Source organism: Terriglobus roseus (genome assembly GCF_900105625.1).
Lineage (GTDB): Bacteria > Acidobacteriota > Terriglobia > Terriglobales > Acidobacteriaceae > Terriglobus > Terriglobus roseus_B.
This window is the reverse complement of record NZ_FNSD01000001.1, coordinates 3,782,902-3,803,297: the sequence shown is the minus strand read 5'-3', so window position 1 is coordinate 3,803,297 and position 20,396 is coordinate 3,782,902. Positions and strand designations below refer to the sequence as shown.

At 58.8% G+C, this 20,396-nt stretch carries 16 protein-coding genes and 1 tRNA gene; 7 read left to right on the top strand and 10 right to left on the bottom strand.

Features of this window, described 5'->3' with window-relative positions:
• The first annotated feature begins 2 nt into the window (after nucleotides 1–2).
• A complete protein-coding gene (gene drmB, locus BLW03_RS15845) occupies nucleotides 3–1,832 on the top strand; it encodes a DUF1998 domain-containing protein (protein WP_074655027.1) in 1,830 nt (609 codons plus the stop codon).
• 184 nt (nucleotides 1,833–2,016) lie between these two features.
• Here drmB and BLW03_RS15840 read toward each other — a convergent pair whose 3' ends face one another.
• From BLW03_RS15840 to BLW03_RS15830, 3 genes are all read right to left on the bottom strand, one after another.
• Nucleotides 2,017–3,792, bottom strand: a complete 1,776-nt coding sequence (locus BLW03_RS15840; RefSeq protein WP_074655025.1) for a DUF262 domain-containing protein — start codon at nucleotides 3,790–3,792, stop codon at nucleotides 2,017–2,019.
• Between the two features lie 279 nt (nucleotides 3,793–4,071).
• Nucleotides 4,072–5,349 carry a tyrosine-type recombinase/integrase gene (locus BLW03_RS15835; protein WP_074655024.1) on the bottom strand — a complete coding sequence of 426 codons (1,278 nt, stop codon included), beginning with the start codon at nucleotides 5,347–5,349 and terminating at the stop codon, nucleotides 4,072–4,074.
• Between the two features lie 296 nt (nucleotides 5,350–5,645).
• Nucleotides 5,646–6,608 (bottom strand): magnesium transporter CorA family protein, encoded by a 963-nt coding sequence (locus BLW03_RS15830; RefSeq protein WP_074655022.1) that lies wholly within the window; start codon nucleotides 6,606–6,608, stop codon nucleotides 5,646–5,648.
• Nucleotides 6,609–6,757: 149 nt separating this feature from the next.
• Between BLW03_RS15830 and BLW03_RS15825 the strand changes: the two genes are divergently transcribed.
• Nucleotides 6,758–6,833: transfer RNA gene (locus BLW03_RS15825), tRNA-Glu, on the top strand.
• 35 nt (nucleotides 6,834–6,868) lie between these two features.
• Here the strand turns inward: BLW03_RS15825 and BLW03_RS15820 are convergent.
• A complete protein-coding gene (locus BLW03_RS15820) occupies nucleotides 6,869–7,738 on the bottom strand; it encodes a LysR family transcriptional regulator (RefSeq protein WP_074656069.1) in 870 nt (289 codons plus the stop codon).
• Nucleotides 7,739–7,889: 151 nt separating this feature from the next.
• On the opposite strand from BLW03_RS15820, the gene BLW03_RS15815 reads away from it, so the two are divergent.
• Genes BLW03_RS15815 through BLW03_RS15800 form a run of 4 tightly spaced genes read left to right on the top strand, consistent with a single transcriptional unit; the run spans nucleotide 7,890 to nucleotide 13,759 of the window.
• Nucleotides 7,890–9,488, top strand: coding sequence for an MFS transporter (locus BLW03_RS15815; RefSeq protein ID WP_212733212.1), 1,599 nt, complete (start codon nucleotides 7,890–7,892; stop codon nucleotides 9,486–9,488).
• Nucleotides 9,485–10,969 (top strand): TolC family protein, encoded by a 1,485-nt coding sequence (locus tag BLW03_RS15810; protein ID WP_074655019.1) that lies wholly within the window; start codon nucleotides 9,485–9,487, stop codon nucleotides 10,967–10,969. The genes BLW03_RS15815 and BLW03_RS15810 overlap by 4 nt, the downstream gene beginning before the upstream one ends.
• 2 nt (nucleotides 10,970–10,971) lie before the next feature.
• Nucleotides 10,972–12,159, top strand: a complete 1,188-nt coding sequence (locus BLW03_RS15805) for an HlyD family secretion protein (protein ID WP_074655017.1) — start codon at nucleotides 10,972–10,974, stop codon at nucleotides 12,157–12,159.
• Between the two features lie 58 nt (nucleotides 12,160–12,217).
• A complete protein-coding gene (locus BLW03_RS15800; protein WP_074655015.1) occupies nucleotides 12,218–13,759 on the top strand; it encodes a protein adenylyltransferase SelO in 1,542 nt (513 codons plus the stop codon).
• Between the two features lie 11 nt (nucleotides 13,760–13,770).
• On the opposite strand, the gene BLW03_RS20680 is transcribed toward BLW03_RS15800, so the two are convergent.
• From BLW03_RS20680 to BLW03_RS15770, 6 genes are all read right to left on the bottom strand, one after another.
• Complete coding sequence (locus tag BLW03_RS20680) at nucleotides 13,771–14,070, bottom strand: PqqD family protein (protein ID WP_074655013.1); 300 nt, start codon at nucleotides 14,068–14,070, stop codon at nucleotides 13,771–13,773.
• A 34-nt stretch (nucleotides 14,071–14,104) separates the two neighbouring features.
• Entirely contained in the window at nucleotides 14,105–15,067 is a 963-nt protein-coding gene (locus BLW03_RS20675; protein WP_170835055.1) for a hypothetical protein, read from the bottom strand.
• Nucleotides 15,068–15,088: 21 nt separating this feature from the next.
• A complete protein-coding gene (locus tag BLW03_RS15785; protein ID WP_170835054.1) occupies nucleotides 15,089–15,592 on the bottom strand; it encodes a lasso peptide biosynthesis B2 protein in 504 nt (167 codons plus the stop codon).
• A 63-nt stretch (nucleotides 15,593–15,655) separates the two neighbouring features.
• Entirely contained in the window at nucleotides 15,656–16,321 is a 666-nt protein-coding gene (locus BLW03_RS15780; protein ID WP_083350574.1) for an HAD family hydrolase, read from the bottom strand.
• Nucleotides 16,322–16,378: 57 nt separating this feature from the next.
• Complete coding sequence (locus BLW03_RS15775; protein ID WP_083350573.1) at nucleotides 16,379–17,824, bottom strand: ATP-binding protein; 1,446 nt, start codon at nucleotides 17,822–17,824, stop codon at nucleotides 16,379–16,381.
• Nucleotides 17,825–17,828: 4 nt separating this feature from the next.
• Nucleotides 17,829–19,484 carry an NAD(P)/FAD-dependent oxidoreductase gene (locus tag BLW03_RS15770; RefSeq protein ID WP_074655006.1) on the bottom strand — a complete coding sequence of 552 codons (1,656 nt, stop codon included), beginning with the start codon at nucleotides 19,482–19,484 and terminating at the stop codon, nucleotides 17,829–17,831.
• Nucleotides 19,485–19,684: 200 nt separating this feature from the next.
• On the opposite strand from BLW03_RS15770, the gene BLW03_RS15765 reads away from it, so the two are divergent.
• Nucleotides 19,685–20,332: a response regulator transcription factor gene (locus BLW03_RS15765; protein WP_074655004.1), complete on the top strand. Its 648-nt coding sequence runs from the start codon at nucleotides 19,685–19,687 to the stop codon at nucleotides 20,330–20,332.
• The last annotated feature ends 64 nt before the right edge of the window (nucleotides 20,333–20,396 follow it).

Here is a 20,396-nt window from a genome sequence, read left to right as displayed (position 1 = left end):
GCATGGCAACCAGGCGCAAGGTAATCAAAGCGGAGGGACAGCTCCGCCAGGGCCAGTTGATCTCCACCTATGGACCGGGTGCGATGACGGATCTCCCCGATCACTCCGTCCTCATCTCCGGGCTTGACTTCTGGGAAGGCCGCGGCGAGCCGATCCACGAACCGCGACTCAGCGCGAAGATCAAGAAGCTGCTGGAGATTACGGAAGTTGAATTGCTCACGCCGCCCGCGGCAGGTGACGCGGATTCGGCCGTACAAACAGGGGTACCGGTCTTTCGCTTTCCCGAGTGGTTTGTAACTCAGGATGAGTCATCGGTGCAGAGCGAGAGAGCGGTTGTAAGTCGCTTCCTGGTCAATGCTCGCAGCCTGCTGCGTGGTGGCGTCTTTGAGGATCCACAGAGTCGCAAGAGGCTGCGAGTCACCCCGATCCGGTTTGTTCGAGCCTGTAAGAGGGGCCACATCGGCGACATCAATTGGTTCAAGTTCGTGCACGGGGCCGATGACTCGTGTTCCCGTTCAGGGCGCCAACTGCACCTTGAGGAGCGTGGAACAAGCGGCGACCTCGGTGAGATTTGGGTGCGCTGCGCGTGCGGCAGAGAAAGAAGTCTAGCTGCTGTCGGCGGCAGCAAAGCCGAGGGATTCGACCACTGCGATGGGGACCGTCCTTGGCTTGGGCCGAACATGCGGGAGTCGTGCCCCGAGATGAACCGCTTACTCGTGCGCACCGCGTCGAACTCTTACTTTCCGCAGAGAATTAGCGTCATCTCGCTGCCGGACCACGGCCAGAAGGTTCGTGCGGCCGTTGATGCGGCTTGGGTCTTTGTGAGCACCGCGACCACGCTTGAAGAGATTGCGGTTTACCGGCGGATTCCGCAGGCTGGAGATGCGTTGAAGGGAGTCTCTGACGCGGCTGTCTTAGAAGAGCTGCAATTGAGACGAGCTCCCGCCCAGCAGGGAGAGAAGTCTGTCAAAGCTGTTGAGCTGGAGACCCTGCTTTCGATCGGAGAAGAGATTGGCGAGGATCGCCCGTCCGGCCTCTTTTACGCCCGCACCCTGGCCCCGGAAAAATGGAAGCGTCCGTGGATGTCGGGCATCGCCAAAGTTGTATTGGTGCAGAGGTTGCGAGAGGTTACATCGCTGATCGGCTTCACGCGGTTTGAGGCGGCAGCGACGGATGCTGAAGGAGAGCTGGACTTCGAAGTGACCCGCGCAGCTCTTGCGCGCTCCGTAACGTGGGTCCCTACCGTAGAGAACCGCGGGGAAGGGATTTTCATTCAATTTGACGGCGGGGAGATCGAGAAATGGAAAAAGAGGGACGGCGTCATTGCAAGGTCTGTCCAGTTAATACAAGGGTTTCAAGCCTGGAAGCAAGACCGCACCTCATCGACCAGGAAATTTCCCGATCCCGCTTATATCCTGCTCCACACCTTCTCGCACCTGCTTATGACCGCAATATCGCTCGAATGCGGGTACCCGGCTAGCTCACTCAAAGAAAGAATCTATGCGATCCCCAAATCAGGGTATGGCGTACTAATCTTCACGGGCAGCTCGGATGCGGAAGGGACACTGGGCGGTCTAATAGAAGTGGGCAATCGCATTGCGGATGTGATCGCGGGAGCGCTCCAGCTGGCCGCACTGTGTTCAAACGATCCGATCTGCTCGCAGCATATTCCTGCCAACCCTCACGAACGTAACTTTTTACTTGGCGCAGCATGTCACGGTTGCCTTCTTATCGCGGAAACCAGCTGTGAGCAACAGAACGACTTTCTGGATCGCGCTCTAGTTGTCAAGACTGTAGAAGATGGCGGTGCAGAGTTCTTCACACAGACGTGAGGGCGAGAGCACGTAGATCTTTCGGGGTGATAGCCTATCGGCAAAAAAATGCGCCATCAGCTGCTTCGCCATACCGCTACGCTGAAGAACGATTCGCTGTATGAGATCTACGTCCGCAGAGCGGACTCGGCGATCGCCGACGGGACAGTTGCCGAAAGGCCCTGCTCTCATCACCTCAACGCAATCAGTTGCGCCAAGCCCAGCGCTCTACGGCCGCCTTTGCGAGGTTTTTTGATCGCGATCTAATCGCTGCAAGATCCCACGGCTCAGGGTGGTTCTTGATCTGTCGAGCTAAAGCGGTCACCTCAGAATATCCGGCGATCTTTGTAGTGAACGGATTCTGTCCTGCCGAGCTATTTGCTGGCTGGCTTAGCAGACAGAGATTGCCGATCGTGTGGATGAGCTGCGGCAGATGTTCATCACTAGCGTCCGCCCCCAAGTAAGCAAGCCAATCGCCGTTCAGTTCCTGTGGAAGCACGTGCTCGATGGTCGGAACAGTCGAGTAATCCGGAAACTGCCCGAAGGCTTGAAAAGCCTTATCCAGCTCTATCAAGAGCAAACGAGCAAACGGCAGGTCTCTGGTCCTATAAGCAGACTTTGTTTCCACGGCTGCGGAGAATTCTTGGTCCGAGACCCAAACTCCGTGCTTTCGAAACTGCTCATGTAGTGCGAGGATTTGATTCGGCTCATTTATTACCTTGCTTAGCAACTGAGGAAACATAACGTCGTAAGCCGTTGTGGAGAGTTCCGCCATCTTGCGTCGAACGAGGAGGACAGTTGTCTCAGAGAGGATTGCTCTCGCTTTTTCTACAGATAATGTGTTCGCCGCGTGCGCTTGCAGAACTGAGAGCACGAACGGCGTGCTTGACTCCATGCGTGTCTGGGATATCGAAATGAGGAGTTTAGTGATTCCTTCGTCTTCGTGGGGCGCTCCAATAGGATCAAGAATCATCCGGTATTGATCTACTCCAGCCCTGATCCCAGCCAATTGCCCTTTCGCGGAAGCAACGCTTAACATCTTATGTTTCGTCTTGAAGTGGACGTAGACTTTCCTGTTCTTGCCAACCATCTTGCTCTCGCCGATGGAGAAAAGATTGCGCAGATACTCTTCGAAGTTGTCATTGTCGCCGAGTAGCCGGATTGATGAAAGCCACCAATCATCGTGCATTTGATCTGGAGACTCCTTCGCGTCGAGAATAGGGCGAAATAAATAATTGCATAGCAATTCGCTTGCAGTCAGCGGCATCCCTTTATCATTCAAGCTCTCGAAAATGGCTTGCGAATCATCTTTCCCCTGACTTAATGGGATCCAAACAATTGTCAAGCATTGCAGCAATACTTGGGCGAGCCTCCACAACGACGGTACATCCGGAAAATCATTCTTCAGCTTCTTGTCGGCGTACTTCTTGAAACCCTCAACTTTTGAGGCTCCAGGAACGAATGCTTGTAGATCGGTTTGAAGGAGCGGGGTCTTGGGATTCGTTTCGGTACCGAACAGGACCCGATACGACGGAAGCCGGTCACCTTTTGATGAAAATACTTTGAGGTGGAGATAGTCGTCTCCCGTCTCGATATCATTTGAGATGAACTTCATCAGCTTTTTCGAATAGTCTGTCGCATCAACAGAGAGGTGTTTCTTGGTTAGCAGATGTTCCCTGATTATGCCGAGTAGCAGATATACCGTTGTGATCCTTTGTTGACCGTCGATGACCAGGAACTCTTTGAGTTCCGGAACGCCAGCTTCCTCCATTACTACAACGGGGCCAAAGAAGTGTTGAATTTCGAGCGGCGATGAGCCAGCGTCGAGTTCGGTGATGACCTGTTCCTGTAGGTCCAGGAATAGCTGTTCCCACTGTTTCTTTTCCCAGGCGTACCCCCGTTGAAAAAACGGAATTTTGAACCTGACCGTTCCGGTGAGTAGTTCTTTGAACGAACGATTCTTGACTTGGTCAGTGGGCATGAAACGAATATAAATGCTGCCGAATATGCTCGCGACCCCATTATGGTGGATGCGTAGGTCGGTTCCTAGGCTCGAACGTGGAGAGTAGAGAAAAGGAAGCGGCCACACTGACCAACGTTCACATCAGTTCCTGAGCGGATGACAGAGTTTGGTCCATGCCATATCTAGACTTATCGCATACGTTCGTATGCAATAAGGCAGCACCGGATCAAAGCGGGCCGGAGCGGCCCTGATCCGGCACCAAAAGCAAACCCGGATGCTTCCATCCGGGTGAACCACTTACATCGCATCCGCCAGCGGATGAAGCTCAACCCTACGAGGCGCTTTCTTGGCTGAGTCTTTTCTCGGACGCGGTTTCATCACATTGATCGCTGAAGCATCGAGCTGAGTCTTCAGGTGAGCCGCATAGTATTTCTCGATCATCTCTACACTGGTTCGGCAGTTCTTTGCGATCTGGTAGATGTCAGCCCCTTCGAGAAGCCGCAAGCAGATGTACGTGTGACGAAGGCTATAGGCAGTACGCGGCCTGCCATCGCGGTCTACCCGAAGCTTTTCTTCTTCAAGGATCGCGTTGAACAGATCGCGCGACCACTTCGGAAACAGCAGTTCCGTTGCGACCGGCTGCTGCCATTCGCCACTCTCCAATGAATCCTTGCGGCTGCCCGCACGTCCCGGCCCACCGTCGGGACGGAGGCGAGTCTTCAAGCGCTCGAACGGTCGCACAGCTCCGACCGTACTCTTGCAGAAGCCAATGCCTCTCTTACCTCGAACTTCGATCTCTAGGATTGTTTGGCCGCTACCTTCATCCTGGACAATCTTCACATCGCGGAACTGCAGACGCATCGCTTCATCGGGGCGAAGCCCTGTGTTTGCGGAGAACAGAACATAGTCGTGAAGCTGTTCCGCTTCCCAGCGAAAACGCGGCTGCTTCGGGTGTTGCGCCCGCTTGCGGGTCGCTTCGTAAAGCTGCTTGTACTCTTCGGGCGAAAACCACGCTCTGTGAGAAATCTTGGCCGACGCCCGATAGGGCGCGGACATATCCGGGAGATGTTCAATCCATCCGTGACGCAAAGCCGTCTTGAAGATCTGGCGCAACGTTACGATCTCTTGGTGCATGGTGTTATGCGCCGGCGGCTTGCCGCGTGATGCCTTCGACTCCTCAAGGCGATGGATGCGGTACTCATTAATCGTGCCCGCAGTGATCTCAGGCAGAACCATGCTGCCAAAGAAAGGAACGAGATGGCCATTCGTACGCGCGTGCTGGCCGCGCGCGTAGGTTGCGTTTCGTTGTCCCTGCGTCATGATGTCGAACTCGCGCAGATACAACTTGGCCGCGTCCCGGAACGGCTTGCCGCTCTTCAAGTCGCCGTCGCGAAGTTTGCCCCGCAACTGCAAGTACCAATCTTCAGCGAATTCTTTCGCTTTCGAGAGGCTGTCTTCTTTGGTCGTTGTGCGCCGGTTCTTCCCAGCCAAGTAAGTCGCGCACTGCCAGCTAGAACTGTTCGGGCGTTTGTAGACGTGGACCTTGCCACCAAGGATTGTGTGATGTTCGGACATGCAGAAGCACCTCCCGACATCAAAATACTACGGAAGTGTGCAAGCATTGTGCAACACAAAAGGCTGTTTCTAATGCCAGGTAACCGCTTTGTTTTTAGAGATTTATGCGGATGCTAGACACTGTCTTGGACGATTTTGAGTCCGCTGCGTCTGCCGATTCCGCCATCCCGGCTTTTGAGCCGCAGGGTTGCGGCTGGTTGGTGAGCCCTTACAGTTTCGCAGAACACGGCATCTTTCGCGCACTGGCTGCTGCGACTTCGGGTAGAGTGTCCGTCACGCGCGGTGCGATCACGGATTTAAAGCCAGCGCTTCAGCCGAAAGAATAGGAGCGGACCGCAGGCCGACATCGCCATCAGGCCAAGCGCCCACAGGTATCCATAGTGCCAGTGCAGTTCCGGCATCCGTTCGAAGTTCATGCCGTAGATGGATCCGATGAGTGTCGGCGGCAGGAAGACTACCGCTGCCACGCTCAAGGTCTTCATGATGGCGTTCTGCTGGATCGAGATGAGTCCGATGCTGGAGTCGAGCAGAAACTGAATCTGTGTCTGGAGGAAGTTGTCATGCTCCAGCAATGACTGGACATCCGTGGAGAGAGTCTTCAGCCGGGTCTGGAGCGCGCTGTCATCGACCATCTGCATCTGCAGGAATGGAATGGAGCGACCGATGCTGTGCAGGCTTTCCCGCACCCGGGACGCCAGTTCCCCCGCATTACCAATGCGCTTGAGCACTCCGCCCAGATCCGCAGCCGCGATCTTGTCCATAGAGACTGCATTCTGGCTGAAGATCTCCAACGAGATGGGATCGAGCGCATCGCCAATCTCTTCCAGAAGGTCTGCATCACGGTCCACGACAGTTTCCAGCAGACACATCATTGCGGAGAGAGCGGTCTTCAGAACACTCTCAGGCTTTTGCGCCTTGGCCGTGAACAGTTGGAATGCCTTTGGATCTGCATATCGGATGGTTACGAATTGCTGCCCTGCAAGAACAAGCGTGACGCTTGCAAGCCGGGGCTGTGGCGATGCCCCGCGTTCCACCAAACGGATGGTGACGAAGGTTGCGCCGTGTTCGCGATACAGTGCGCTGCTGCTCTCCACCTCGCGCATCTCGTCGCGCGTCGGGATCTCAAGCTGCAGCATCGCCTCCACACGGATCTCTTCCTCGCGCGATGGTTCATAGAGGTCAATCCAAAGGGCGTTGCGGAGGTCGCCCTCGGCTGTAGGTGTCAGGTGACCATTCAGGTCGCTATAGGTCGTCAGCATAAGGCCCAAAGCAGAGGGTAGCACCGCTCCCCAAGCTACGCGGCCCGACGAAGCACCGAGCGATTCACAGCACGCTTTGACACAGCAGCGCCGGGCAACTAAGCTTAGGTCTGGCCAGTCGCGTGTTCCTCACGTGATCAGCGCATTGCGTCCCCGTCGTCCAGTGGCCCAGGACACCGCCCTTTCACGGCGGTAACACGGGTTCGAATCCCGTCGGGGACGCCAACACTTCCAAGAATCCCTTCGAATTTAAACCGGCCTTAGTCGAGGCATTCCTTTAATTTTGGAATGATCGGCGATGGGTGAGTTGGCGACCACATCAGGGTCAGCTGCGCTTGCAGTCGGCTGTTTCGGATGGGGCGGATTACGACGCCTGGGCGTTCGAGAAAGCGGATGGAAGCTGGCAGGATCGAGATTCCGAATCCTACGGAGACGAGGCCGAGGGCCGTCTGTGCCGTTGTGATGTCCTGGATTCGGTATGGTTTAAATCCGGCATCCGCACACTCAGCCATCACGGACTCGCGCAAAAGTTCCGCAGACTCCAGGGCTGGCAGAACGAAGATCTCATCGCGCAGATCCTGCATGGAGATGGATTCGCGCGCCGCGAGCGCGTGGACTTCTGGTATCGCAACGACTAGGGACTCCGGCACAAGCATGTGATGGGCGAACTCTCGATCGGGGAGAGAGTACAGGATGCCCACATCGATCTCCGCCTGCCGCAGCGCATTCTTCTGCGCGGAGCTTCCCATTTCCTTCAGGACGACCTTGATCTCAGGATAGCGATTCCCGAGCTCCTTCAGCAGTTTGGGAATAACGGCCAACCCTGCAGTGCTTTGGAATCCGATGGCGATTTCACCACCCTCACCCCGGGCCGCGCGCTGTGCGGCAAGCTGAGCACCTTCAAACGTCCTCAAGCTTTTTCTGGCTTCCTCGACGAAGACCAGACCAGCAGCCGTCAGGGACAGGCGCCGCCCTTCCCGGTCGAATAGTCTCACGCCCAACTCCGCCTCAAGCTGGTGCATGTTCTGTGTGAGCGCGGGCTGAGCGATGTGCAGCCCTTCGGCGGCGCGGGTCATGTGGAGTGTCTTCGCCACCTCGAGGAAATACCGCAAATGGCGATTCTCAACCATGCGCTGATCATAAATTAATTGCTGAAAATCCAAAATTTGGCAGCTGCAGCCAGGCTTTAGGACTCAAGAGCGATTTAGCATCAATTTATTTGATGCTAACTGCCTCAAAACTGTATTGGAACCTCTGTTACGTCCCGTGTTCTAAAGGTATGTGTCCGCTCTGTCAGATAAATCGAAGTACGTCGGGCAAATGGAAGGTTCTGTTGCGGCCACCCTCGCCGGGCTCACCCTCGCGACCGGCATGGAACAGTGGACTGGAAACGGGCTGAGCGTCACCCTTACGGACCTTACTGGCGCTCTTGGAGCCTCCGCAGACGAAGCAAGCTGGGCTGTGACCGTGTACAGCACGGCGTTTGCGGTCTCAGTTGCTTTGACCCATCGGCTGGCGAGCTACTTTGGCAATCGTCGCCTTCTGAGCCTCGCCTGCATTCTCTATGCTGTGGCTGCCCTGGGTTGCGCTGCGAGTACTGACCTTGCGCTGTTTCTCCTCTGCCGAGTGTTCCAGGGGTTTGCTGGCGGCGTGTTCCTTGCGAGGACGCTGGTCTTCATCACGCACCAATATCCGCGTAGTGAACGCCCCTCAAGTCTTCGAACTTACGCCGGCGGCTTCTTCGTGGTGGGCCGCATTGTGGCCCCGATAGCTTCAGGCTGGTTTGCAGATGCTGTCAGCTGGCGTTTGCTTTTTCTCGTGACAGTTCCAGGCATGCTTGTCGCTGCGGCAATCCTCCGCCGGTATGCCGCGGATCACTGGCGAGATGACGTGGAAGAGCACAATCCAGATCTGCTCGGGATTGGGTTGCTGCTGGTCGGTGCCGGTGCGCTTCAGGCAGCCATGAGCCGCGGAGAGATCGACGATTGGTTTGGTTCGAACCGCATCATTCTGCTCGTATCCATCGGCGTAGCTTTCAACCTGCTCTTTGCCGCGTGGCAATGCCTCCCGTTCAATCACAGGCCGCTACTGAATCTTCACTTTCTGCGTGACCGAGGCCTGATGTCGGCGAGCGTGCTCGGCATTGCGCTTGGCATGCAGCTTGCCGGCGGGCTGTACGTGCTGCCGCAATACCTGCGCCGCGTGGAATCGCACTCCGCAACGCAGACCGGACTCCTGATGTCTGTCGCTGGCCTCAGCGCTGTTGCCATGCTGGCGATCGTGCCACTGCTGGTCAAAGCCGCGGGACATGTCGGTGCGAAGCAGATCATGGCATTCGCATTGTTTGTCCAGATGCTGGCCATGGGGTGGCTCGGGTACATTGTTACGGGCGATACCCCCGACAGGCAGCTTTGGATTCCTCTGCTACTGCATGGCATCTTCATCGGGATCTCGGTGCCGATGCTTGCCATCGGAGCCTTTGCACGCATGGAAGACTCCCACGCCTCCAGTGCTCGGGCGATCTATTACGGCGCCCGCCAACTGGGCGCGTCGCTGGGTGTCACACTCGTGGTGGTCCTGATTGACCGGCGCGCGATGCTGCATTCTTCCCGATTGATCGATGGGCTCTTCAGCCGCGATCTATCGACGTTGGGCGTAACGATCGACTCCACCAATGCTGGTCGCGTTGCAGCTCTTGTCTCCAGGCAAGCACTTGTACTTACGTTCGCTGATGTCTTCAACGTTATGGCAGCTCTCGCTGCCGTGATGCTCCTCTTCCTTCCACTGCTTCCCAGCGCTGCTGCACCTGTCGCGTCCGAGCGCGTAACAGAAACCGTCAGCGGTCAATCGCTTCTGCCCGGCCTCGAGTCAAACGCATGAAATCTTCCACTCCTATCTATGAAGTCGCAGTCATCCTTGCCGCACTTGTGCTGTCCGTGCCGGTCTTTGCCCAGAGCTCCTCCAGCTTCAGTCCACTGTCCAACAGCATCAGCACGCCACGTCCGTTCGATCCTGGAACGAACACGACGAATCCGAGCGCGCTTGCGGTGCAGGCGCAGAATCCGTTCCTGGGCAGCGTTCCCACGAGCACACTGATGCCCGGGATTCTTGAGCTGTCGCTGACGGACGTTGTGAATCGGGGACTTCACGCGAACCTTGGCTTGATTGATAGTGAACAGGACCATGCACAGTCGCGCGCGGCTCGCCTTCGCGCACTCTCGACCTTGCTGCCACAGCTTTCCGCGCAGTTCGCGGAGGACTTCCAGAACTTTCCGGTCAACACGATTGGTGGTCAGAAGCTGGGTCTTCCGAGCATCGTGCCGAATTACAACTACCAACTGGCATCCGTGGATTACAAGCAGAAGGTAGTTGACATCGCTGCATGGCATGAGGTCAAAGCGGCCCACGCTGAAGAGGCAATGAGCTCCGCGTCTCTGGCCGACGCCAAGAACATCGTGGTGCTTGCTGCGACGAGCGCTTACTTACAGGTGCTTGCAAGCCAGTCCCGTGTCAAGGCCGCAGAGGCAGAGTTCGCCTCCGCGCAAGCCGTTGAAAGTTTGCTGCGTGATCGTGTGAAGCGTGAAGTCTCCCCTGAGATCGATGCCATTCGCGCAACCGTGGCTCGTGACAGTGCAGACCAGCGGCTGGCGCTTGCGCAGGTACGTCTTGAGAAAGACAAGCTCGGACTGACTCGCATCATCGGCTTACCCGTGGAGCAGGAATTCACATTGACCACGGACCTGGGGTTCCATGACGCTCCGGAGAAGAACCTCGACACCCTCGTCCAGCAGGCTGCGGCCTCAAGGCAGGACCTGAAAGCTGCGGAAGCGCGTGTCGAATTCGCGCGACAGCAGGTGAAGGCGCAGAGCGCGCAGAATCTGCCGTCGGTGGAGGTTCGAGCCAATGGCGGCGAGGTCGGCGTGAACTTCGGCCACGTCTACGGGAACTACGGAATTGAAGGACAGGTCAGTGTGCCCATCTTTACCGGTCGACGGATCGAAGCGGCGGTCCTGACCGCGACTGCAACCCTGAACCGCCGCCAGGCCGAGTTCGAAGATTTGCAACAACGGACAAAGTATGACGTTCGTTCAGCCCTCCTCGACCTCCGCGCCGCCGACAAAAGTGTGCAGGTAGCTCGTACAAATTCTTCTCTTGCGGAAGAAGGTCTCAGGCAGGCGAAGGACCGCTTCGAAGCCGGTGTATCGAACAGCCTTGAACTCATCCAGGCCGAGCAGGCAGTCGCCGCGGCAAAAGACAACGACATCGCCAGCATCTACGGCCACAATCTTGCCAAGCTTTTGCTTGTGCGCTCGCTCGGAACAGCGGAGCGCGATTACACGACCTATCTCGGAGTTCGCTAACCATGTCTGACACTCAATCGAAATTGCAAACTCGCACTGCTGCCGTACTCGCCCTTGCGGCCATCCTCATCCTGATCGTCGGAGGCTACCTTCTCTGGGATAACTCGTTCGGGACAATCTCCACGGACGACGCGCAGATCGATGGGCATGTACACCCGATCAACGCGCGCATTGGAGGAACCGTCGTCTGGACGAATCCCGATATCGACGACACGAAATTCGTGAAGGCAGGCACAGTGCTGGCGCGGCTGGATACGAATGATTACCAGCCCACAGTCGAGCGCCTGGAGGGCGATGTGCAGGCCCAGCAGGCGCAACTGCAGAGCGCACAACTCGCCGTGCCAATTACGCAAGCCACAACCTCGAGCCGTCTCTCGTCCGCGCAGGCATCCGAGGTTGAGACGGAAGCCGAACTCGCCAGCGCACGCGCCGGTGTGCTCGCTGCGACGGCACAGGTCAAGCAGGCGGAAGCCAGCTCGCGCCGCGCGGAAGCAGACAGGGTGCGGTATGAGCAGCTCGTGATCTCGCACGAGATCTCGCGCTCTGAGTACGACACGCGTATGACGGAAGCCAATGTGAGCGCAGCACAACTCTCCGCGGCACAGGCAAACGTGCAGGCGGCGGAGCAGAAAGTCCAGGCTGCCTTGCAGCACATCGTGCAGCGCAAGCAGGACACCGCCTCCGCTGCGACAGCGCCCGGACAGGTGGCGACCGCGCGGAGCAGTGTCGATCGTGTCTCCGGCGACTTGAAGAAGTCGAAGGCCGCGTTGCGAGAGGCGCAACTGAATCTTAGCTACACCGACATCCTTGCGCCCGTGAGCGGCATCATCGGGCGTCGCAGTATCGAGACCGGCCAGCGAATCGCAACCGGCCAACTGCTGCTCAACATCGTCCCCACAGATGACATCTGGGTCACTGCCAACTTCAAGGAGACGCAACTGCGTCACGTGCAGCCCGGCGCAAGGGTCACGATTCATGTAGACACCTATGGCAGCGACATTCAGGGCCGCGTGGAAAGCATCGGCGGAGCAACCGGTTCGAAGTACGCACTGATCGCTCCGGACAATGCGACCGGCAACTACGTCAAAGTCGTGCAACGGATTCCAGTGCGTGTTCGTCTGGATGCGACGCGGGTCGGAGGGCGGCCGCTGTTGCCTGGTATGTCGGTAGAGTCGACGGTACACCCCTAGGTCAGTCGGCTCCGCAACGCGGCATAGAGCGAAAGCGTCGCGACAGCATCCAAAGAGCATGAGTTCTGATGGTGCCTCGATCGCCCCACTTTCCGTGGATGAGTCCGCTACTGCCCTGCCGTTCTTTGCCTTCGCGAACACGTACGCCCGGCTGCCGGATCGCTTCTTTGCGCGGCTGGCTCCGACGCCCGTTGCTGCGCCGAAGCTGATCCAGGTAAACGCAGCGCTGGCCCGCGAACTCGGCCTTGATGCGGACGCGCTGGCCACTCCGCAGGGTATTGCCGTCCTCGCCGGGAATCGCGTTGCAGAGGGCTCAGAGCCACTGGCGCAGGCGTATGCGGGCAGCCAATTCGGTTACTTCGTACCGCTGCTCGGTGACGGCCGCACCAACCTCTTGGGTGAGGTACTGGGTCGCGACGGCAGGCGCTACGACATCCAGCTGAAGGGTTCCGGGCCAACACCTTTCTCGCGTCGTGGCGATGGCCGGGCGGCGCTGGGTCCTGTCCTGCGCGAATACATTGTCAGCGAGGCGATGGCCGCGCTGGGCGTCCCCACAACCCGTGCACTGGCAGCGGTCACCACCGGCGAGCACGTCGTTCGGGAGGGCATGCTGCCGGGCGCCATTCTCACGCGCGTGGCCTGGAGCCACCTTCGCGTTGGGACGTTTCAGTACTTCGCCAAACGCGGCAACATGGAAGACCTGCGCACGCTTGCAGACTTTGCCATGGCACGCCATTACCCTGACGCAGCGCACGCGGCTAAGCCGTACCGCGCCTTCCTGGAGGGTGTGATCGAGCGGCAGGCGAAGCTGGTCGCTCAATGGATGCTGCTCGGTTTCATCCACGGTGTCATGAATACCGACAACACCTCGATTTCCGGCGAGACCATCGACTACGGGCCATGCGCATTTCTTGAGGCGTATCAGCCGAACAAGGTCTTCAGTTCCATCGACCAGCAGGGTCGCTACGCTTACAGCAATCAGCCTGACGCGATGCACTGGAACCTGACGCGACTGGCCGAGTCTGTACTGCCCCTGCTTGTCATTGAGGAAGGCAGCGATGAGGCAGGACTGGCATCGGCTTACGCAGCGCTAGCGACCTTCGCCACGCACTTCGAAGCAGCACGCGAAGAGGGGCTGCGTCGCAAGCTCGGGCTGCTGACCTCGCAGGAGGGAGACATCGCGCTTGCTGAGGATCTGTTGCAGCGCATGGCCGCGAATCACGCGGATTTCACCCTGACCTTCCGCAAACTGGCAGACGCCGCCGCAGGTGTCACCGGTGACGAAAACGCGCGTCGTCTCTTCTCAGATCCAACTGCTTTCGACACATGGGCCGTTGCGTGGCGGACTCGGCTGGCACAGGAGCCTTCCGAGCCCGCTGAACGAGCGGCACAGATGCGCCACGTCAACCCGGCCATCATCCCGCGAAATCATCGCGTCCAGGAAGTCATTGATGCTGCTGTGCTGCGGCGGGATTTTCAGCCGTTCCATGACCTGCTGACGGCCACCGCAGCCCCGTATGAGGACTCCGCGACAGCAGATCGTTTTACCGTCCCGGCACGTCCCGAGGAATGCGTACTGCAGACGTTCTGCGGCACCTGATGTTCGCTCGCCTATCGTTCGGCGGGGTCGGTCGCCACGATCGCGCCTTCCGCTTGCAGATTTTCCAGAAACACCAGGACATCGTGGTCGACTACGCCGAGCTCTGCCTGATATTCCTCGCCCAGCTCCTTGCAGAGACTATCCACGGAGCGCGAGTGTTCCATCAGCTCCCAGATGCGGCCACCGGTCTCGGACAGGCTGATGCAGGTGCCGGTCTCTGCGCTCATCATCACGTATTCCTGACCAACCCATGCGGTTAGCCAACCCTCGCCGCGCGATACGATCGTGCGGCCCTGGATGTCCAAAGTCATAGCCAACAGGATAGTCGAAGCTGCCCGGCGTTGTTTACAGGGCACTTGACCATTGGGATTCCAGCAGATCCAGAGCCTCGGCTGCGCGGCTGAAATCCATGGGGCGTGACAAGCGGAAGACACCTGCGTGACGCTGGATGCCCGCGGAAGCCGCGAAATACGCGGGCACCATGTCCATGGCATGGACCAGCGCCGGGCGGTAGGCATTCAGAATCAGTTGCGACATTGACTCGGCCAGGTTAAGCGGCGTTAGTGTTGCCACATCATCCCCTTCTGCTACGTGCAACATGTACACACTCCCGACAGACCGCGGCTTCAGATCCACACTGGCAGGTGCCATGTAGAACTTGTCGGCATCGTGCCGGACACGTGCATGGTCGGTCTTCGTCCACTGCAGATGATCGACAGACCGCGCCCATAGCTTCAGCATGCGACCGTCGGGGTACACGGAATACTGCCCGTCCTCTCCCGGGCTGAGGTTGCACACATCATCATTCAAGAGCGGGTACCCTCGTTCGCTGAGCATCGCGGCCATGGTCGACTTCCCCATCCCGGAGGCGCCGCAGAACAGCATGGCGCGGTCGCCCACAGCAACTGCGCTGGCATGCAGCACCACGCGCCCACGCTGCTGCAACAGGATCGCAAAGCAGGTGCCGAGCAGATAGAGCACCAGGTCGCCGGGGTCGCACGTCGCCGACGGCTGCAGCAGGATACTGTTCCCACCGCTTACGTAGACGTCCAGCAGGTCCCGCATGCGCAACAAGAACTCACTGGGCGAAAACTCCCATTCCGCCCCCTGCTTTGCCGGTGCTGCAAGGTGCGCAGGCACCTCTCCCAGAGTGATACGGACGTCAGGCTCGCCGCCGCCGATCGCCTCCGCCACGATGGCAGAGGGCATCTCGATCTCTGACCAGACCGTGAGGCCGGAGATCACGTAATGAAAGTGGCCCCCAGCTCCAGTAGAGTCAGGCGGAATCTGGTCGGAAACGTAAGGCACTGGCATCAGTATCGCCCGTTCTCAGACTGCCGCGCCAGCGGCACTCGAAGAACCGTTTCCGTCGGCACGGGCAAAATAACCGAGCTCCACGCAGCCATGGGCGACGGGGTATCCCGTGATCTCCACTTGCGGCGTACTGAGCCACGCATGTGTCTGCAAGCCCGCTTCTCCGGCTGAAGGCTCGCGCAGTGCGCCGAAGTGCAATCGCGAAGCAATACCGCGACGGTGCAGCATCTGCCATCCAGCCAGCGCGCGCGGCAGGCAGACAAGGTTCACGGGCAGATGGTCGGCAACAGTGTTCACTGCCCAACCAACTCGTTTTGCCGTCCGCATCTCTTCTTCGCTTGATGTGGCGGTGTGCGGAGACGGCGGCAGCAGTTTACCGAGATGACGCCCGATCCGCGGAAATGGCACCAGCCACAGGGCCAGCCTCGCCACTGCCAGCCAGAAAGTCGCCTCAAACAGCAATGCGATCTTTGCGGGAGGAATCCGGAAGAGCTGGCGAAGATAATAAGCGATCCGCATCGGCGACTCCATCATTCCAGTCCGGAGGCTCCAGCAGCAAATGGAAATCGGAGCAAACGCGATCTACTTCACAAAAGGCGAGTTGTCGAAGTTACGGACAATGTCCGCTACGTCCACATAAACGGCCAGCGCGCCGGCGTCCCGCAGGTCTTCCTTGCGCCAGCCGCCGGACTGCACAGCCACCGTACGGACACCAGCCTTCGAAGCAGCCTGAACATCCCAGGGAGTGTCGCCCAATGCGAGCGCCTCGGCCGGTTCGATCTTCAGCAGCTTCAAGGCTGCCTGGAAGATGTCGGGCTCGGGCTTGGGCTTGTCCGCGTCGTCGGCAGTCGCGTCTTCCTCAATCAGGTCGTGGATCTTGAGAATCGTCTTGAAGGCTTCCAGGTCTTCCTTTTCGCTGGACGTTGCGACGGCGATTCGCAGGCCACGCTGCCGCATTCGTTCCAGCAATCGCCGCGCATCCGCAAAGGGCACGATGCGATCAATGTACTCGCGGTGGAAGAGCTTCTTGCGAAAGGCGTTGATCTCTTTTTCAAGCAACGGGAGTTTGTCGGCGGGAACGAACTGCGGCAGGAGATACTCACCACCTTTGCCGATCTGCTTCACAACGGTTTCGAAGTCAACAGAGAAACCGAAGTGCTCCAACGTGCGCTGCCAGGACTCCGCATGGAAGGCATTGCTGTCCAGCAGCGTTCCATCCAGGTCACACAAAACAGCCTTGATCGCCATACACCCTCACCTCGGTCGAGGCGTTGGATGCGATATGCCTAACGGAACGGTGTCTGCTTAGAAGTTCTGGTCCGCTGGAATGCGGACAGTGAACTGAGTACGCCCCGGCTTGGACTCCAGCTCCAGACGGCCGTGATAGCTCTCGAGAATCTGACGGACGATGCCAAGGCCCATGCCGCTGCCGACGCCCGCGGCCTTCGTCGTGAAAAACGGATCGAAGATATGCTCCTGAGCCTCAGGCGAGATACCGGCACCATTGTCCGTAATGGACACTTCCAGCTCATCGCCGACGCGGGCCGTATGCACCGCGATCATGCCCCCCTCAGACGGCACCGCATCGATCGCATTATCCAGCAGATTGGTCCACACCTGGTTCAGGCCGCTGCACATGCAATGGAGCTTCGGCATGTTGGGTCCAAAGTCCTTCTGCATGCGGATATTCTTCTCCCGCAACTTGTGCTTCATCATGACGACAGTGGTATGGATGCTCTCGTTCAAGTCCACATCCTGAATGCCCGCCTGCCCCTCGTGCGCATAGGTCTTCACGGCCTGCGCCAGCTCCGTCACACGAGCCACGCTGTCTTCCACCAGGCTGACCATCTGCATGGACGAGGCGGTAGCCTCAAGCCACTCGATCGGCTCACTCAACTCACCGGGGGAGAAGACGTTTGCGAGGCAGTTCAGGTCGCCTGGCTCAATGCCGCTTGCGACAAGGACCGGGGCAAACTCCCACGCCTTGCTGATGCCGCGCTCATCCATCCACACGCCCATCTCTTCTTCCGCGTCGGATTGCTGAATCGAACTCATGCACGACTCGGACCGCACGGACAGTGCGCGCTCCTGCAGACCGGTAAGGCATGCGCGTTGATCCGGTGTGTGGCCGCGCTCACTGAAACTGCGTGCCAGCGCATGCATTCGCTGCAGATTTGAACGTAGCTGCGACGCTGCACGGCGGGCCGCTGCGCCTGGATTATTTAACTCATGCATCAGGCCGGCGGTCATGGTGCCCAGCATGGCGAGCTTCTCCTGCTGGCTTTGCTGCTGCTGCAGGCCGCGCATGCGCAGCCGCATCTCTGAGAGCACGACGGCACGCAGATGCGGGCATTCCGCCATGCCATGCCAGAAAGCATCCGCATCCAGACGCAGACCACGAACTTCCGTTACCGTCACCAGGTTGATCTGCGCAGGCATGCCGCTTAGGAGGGGCACCTCGCCCATGAACTCCGGCGCTTCCACAACCTTGTTGAAGTAGAAGTTTCCCTTCGCGTCCTTGCGCGAGACGCGTACCTTGCCCTCGAGCAGGATGTGGAACTCGTTCAAGTTGTCCACCTCGTCCACAAGGACAACGCCCGCGGCCGTGTGCTGCTCCTGTGCGACCGCCACCAGGCAAGCCAGCTCACTCTCCGGCGCATCCGGTCCAAAGACCTGTAACCGCTGCAGTTCGGCAATCGCCGCACGCTGCCATTCCACGCTGTTCACAAGGCAATCCGCAAAGGTAGCCATTTCCTTAAAACCCCGCCAGGTACTGATGTACAAACTGAATTGCGATGGAGCCTTCGCCCACGGCCGAAGCCGCACGCTTTACGGAGCCATGACGCACATCGCCCGCCACAAAAATTCCAGGAACACTTGTCTCTAACAGGTAAGGATCGCGGTCGCCCGCACTCCCTGCGATACGCTCGATGCCCACCCGCTTCAGGTCCGGTCCAGCAAGGACGAAGCCACGCTCATCGCGACACACCTGCTCCGGCAGCCATTGTGTCTTGGGGGCCGCACCGATGAAGATGAAAACCGAACTTGCCGCACGATTTTCCATGCCGTTTGGCGTCTTCAACTCGATGCCTTCGAGATGCCCCATGCCACAGAAGCGCGTGATCTCTGTGCCGGTTTCAACCGTGATGTTCGGCATGCTCGCGATCTGGTCGATCAGGTACTTCGACATGCTCTGCTCAAGCCCCTTGCCGCGGACCAGCATGGTCACCTTACGCGCGTACTTCGCAAAGTTCATTGCGGCTTGTCCGGCGGAGTTTGCACCGCCCACCACAAAGACATCTTCGTCCTTGCACGCAGCTGCTTCGCTCTGTGCCGCACCATAGTAAACGCCCGCGCCGATGAGATCGTCAGCACCCGGAACGTCCAGCTTGCACCAGCTGACACCCGTCGCCACCAGCACAACGGAACAACTCACCTCGCGGCCGTCTTCGAGCTTGACGATGCGGTACTGGTTGTCGACCTCGATCGAAGTCACACGCTGTGTCAGAAACTCTGCGCCAAGACGTTGCGCCTGGATGAAGCCGCGCTTTGCCAGTTCGTCACCGCGCAGACCCTCGGGGAATCCCAGGTAGTTCTCGATGCGCGAGCTCGATCCAGCCTGCCCGCCAACCGCGTCCGGTTCGATCACCAGCGTGCGCAGCCCCTCGGAGGCTCCATAGACGCCCGCGGCCAGCCCAGCCGGCCCAGCCCCAACGACGACAACATCGTAAAACTCTTTATCCGCATGCGTCTTCAGGCCGACCTTATTCGCCAATTCCATCTGCGTCGGCTGGACAGCAGCAGTGCCGTCACTGAAGATCACCACCGGCAGCTTGGAATCATCCAGGCCGCGTGCTTTCAAGGCCTCGGCGGCCTCAGGGCCCGCTTCGGGATTTAGCCAGCGGTAGTTCACCTGGTTGCGCGAAAGGAAGTCGCGCACCGCATGATCCTGCGATCCCCACCGCGTGCCAATCACCTGCACACCCTCGTATGGAGGCCGGTAGCCCTGGTGCCAGCTGAACAGCAGGTCATCCAGCACCGGATACAGCTTCTCCTCAGGCGGATCCCAGGGCTTGTTCAGGTAGTAGTGAATCTTGGCGGTATTGATTGCGCGGATCGCTGCCTCAGTATCCGCGTACGCCGTCAGCAGGACGCGCTTCGCTTCGGGATACAGCGGAATCGCGCGGCTCAGGAAGTCGACACCCGTCATGCCGGGCATACGCTGATCGCTCAGAAACAGCGCGACGGCATCACCGCGCTCCTTCAACTGGCTGCAGGTATCCAGCGCTGCCTGTCCACTGGCGGCCCGCACAATGCGGTATTCCTGCGCATATTTCCGGCGGAGATCGCCCACGACTGCCTCAAGCACGCTCGTGTCATCGTCCACTGCCAACAGAATCGGTCGTGCCATGTTGCCGCTGCTCCCTGCTAAATTCCTGCCGGAGTTGCCCAGTACGCAACTTACCCGAGCTTTAGATTGGCCGATTGATGTCGCCGATGCAAATATTCTCTGCATTATGGCCTATCTGTTGCATACTCAGGGCATTACGCGGTTTGTCCCACGGGGCTCACCGCGACAGATGCATCCTGTAGAGAAATGTGCCTTATCCCATGATTCGTATCCTTCTTGCCGATGACCAGGCGATCTTCCGCGCCGGTACCGCCCGCGTCCTGGACGCAGATTTGGACCTGTCGATCTTAGGACAGTGCGACAATCCTGTGGCACTGCTGGACCTCGTCGCCAACTCCCGCGACTGCGTCGCCGTTGTTGCCCAGTCACTCGGCGCGGACGCAGACCGCCTGCTGGCGGCAGCAGCGGCAGCGAACACACGCGTCATCCTGATGACGGAGACCGGATCAGAGCCGGAGACAGCGTTGGTATGGCGTCTCGACGGCCTGCTGACCCGCCAGGCGTCTGCTTCCGACCTGTTGACTTGCGTGCGGCGCGTGGGCGTTGGGGAACGCGTTGTGGCCCCTAGCTCAACCAATGTCATCGATACCGTGGCGCAGCGTATGCTCACCGTCCTGACGCCACGCGAACTGCAAATTGTTGGCTTCGTCGTGCAGGGTTGGAAGAATCGGCAGATCGCCGAAGAACTCGGCACCAAGGAGCAGGTCATCAAAAACTACCTGCGCTCCATCTACGACAAAAGCGGCTCCAGCGACCGGCTGGAACTCGCGCTCTTTACCCTGCATCACCGCACTTTGGCAGAGGCCGCCGCAAGGGCCTGCGAGGCGCTGCAGGCTTCCCTTGCATAATCTTCCCGGCTGACTCGCAAGCGCCGCAGGGCCGTTACCGCCCTGCGGCACCACGCAATCAAGC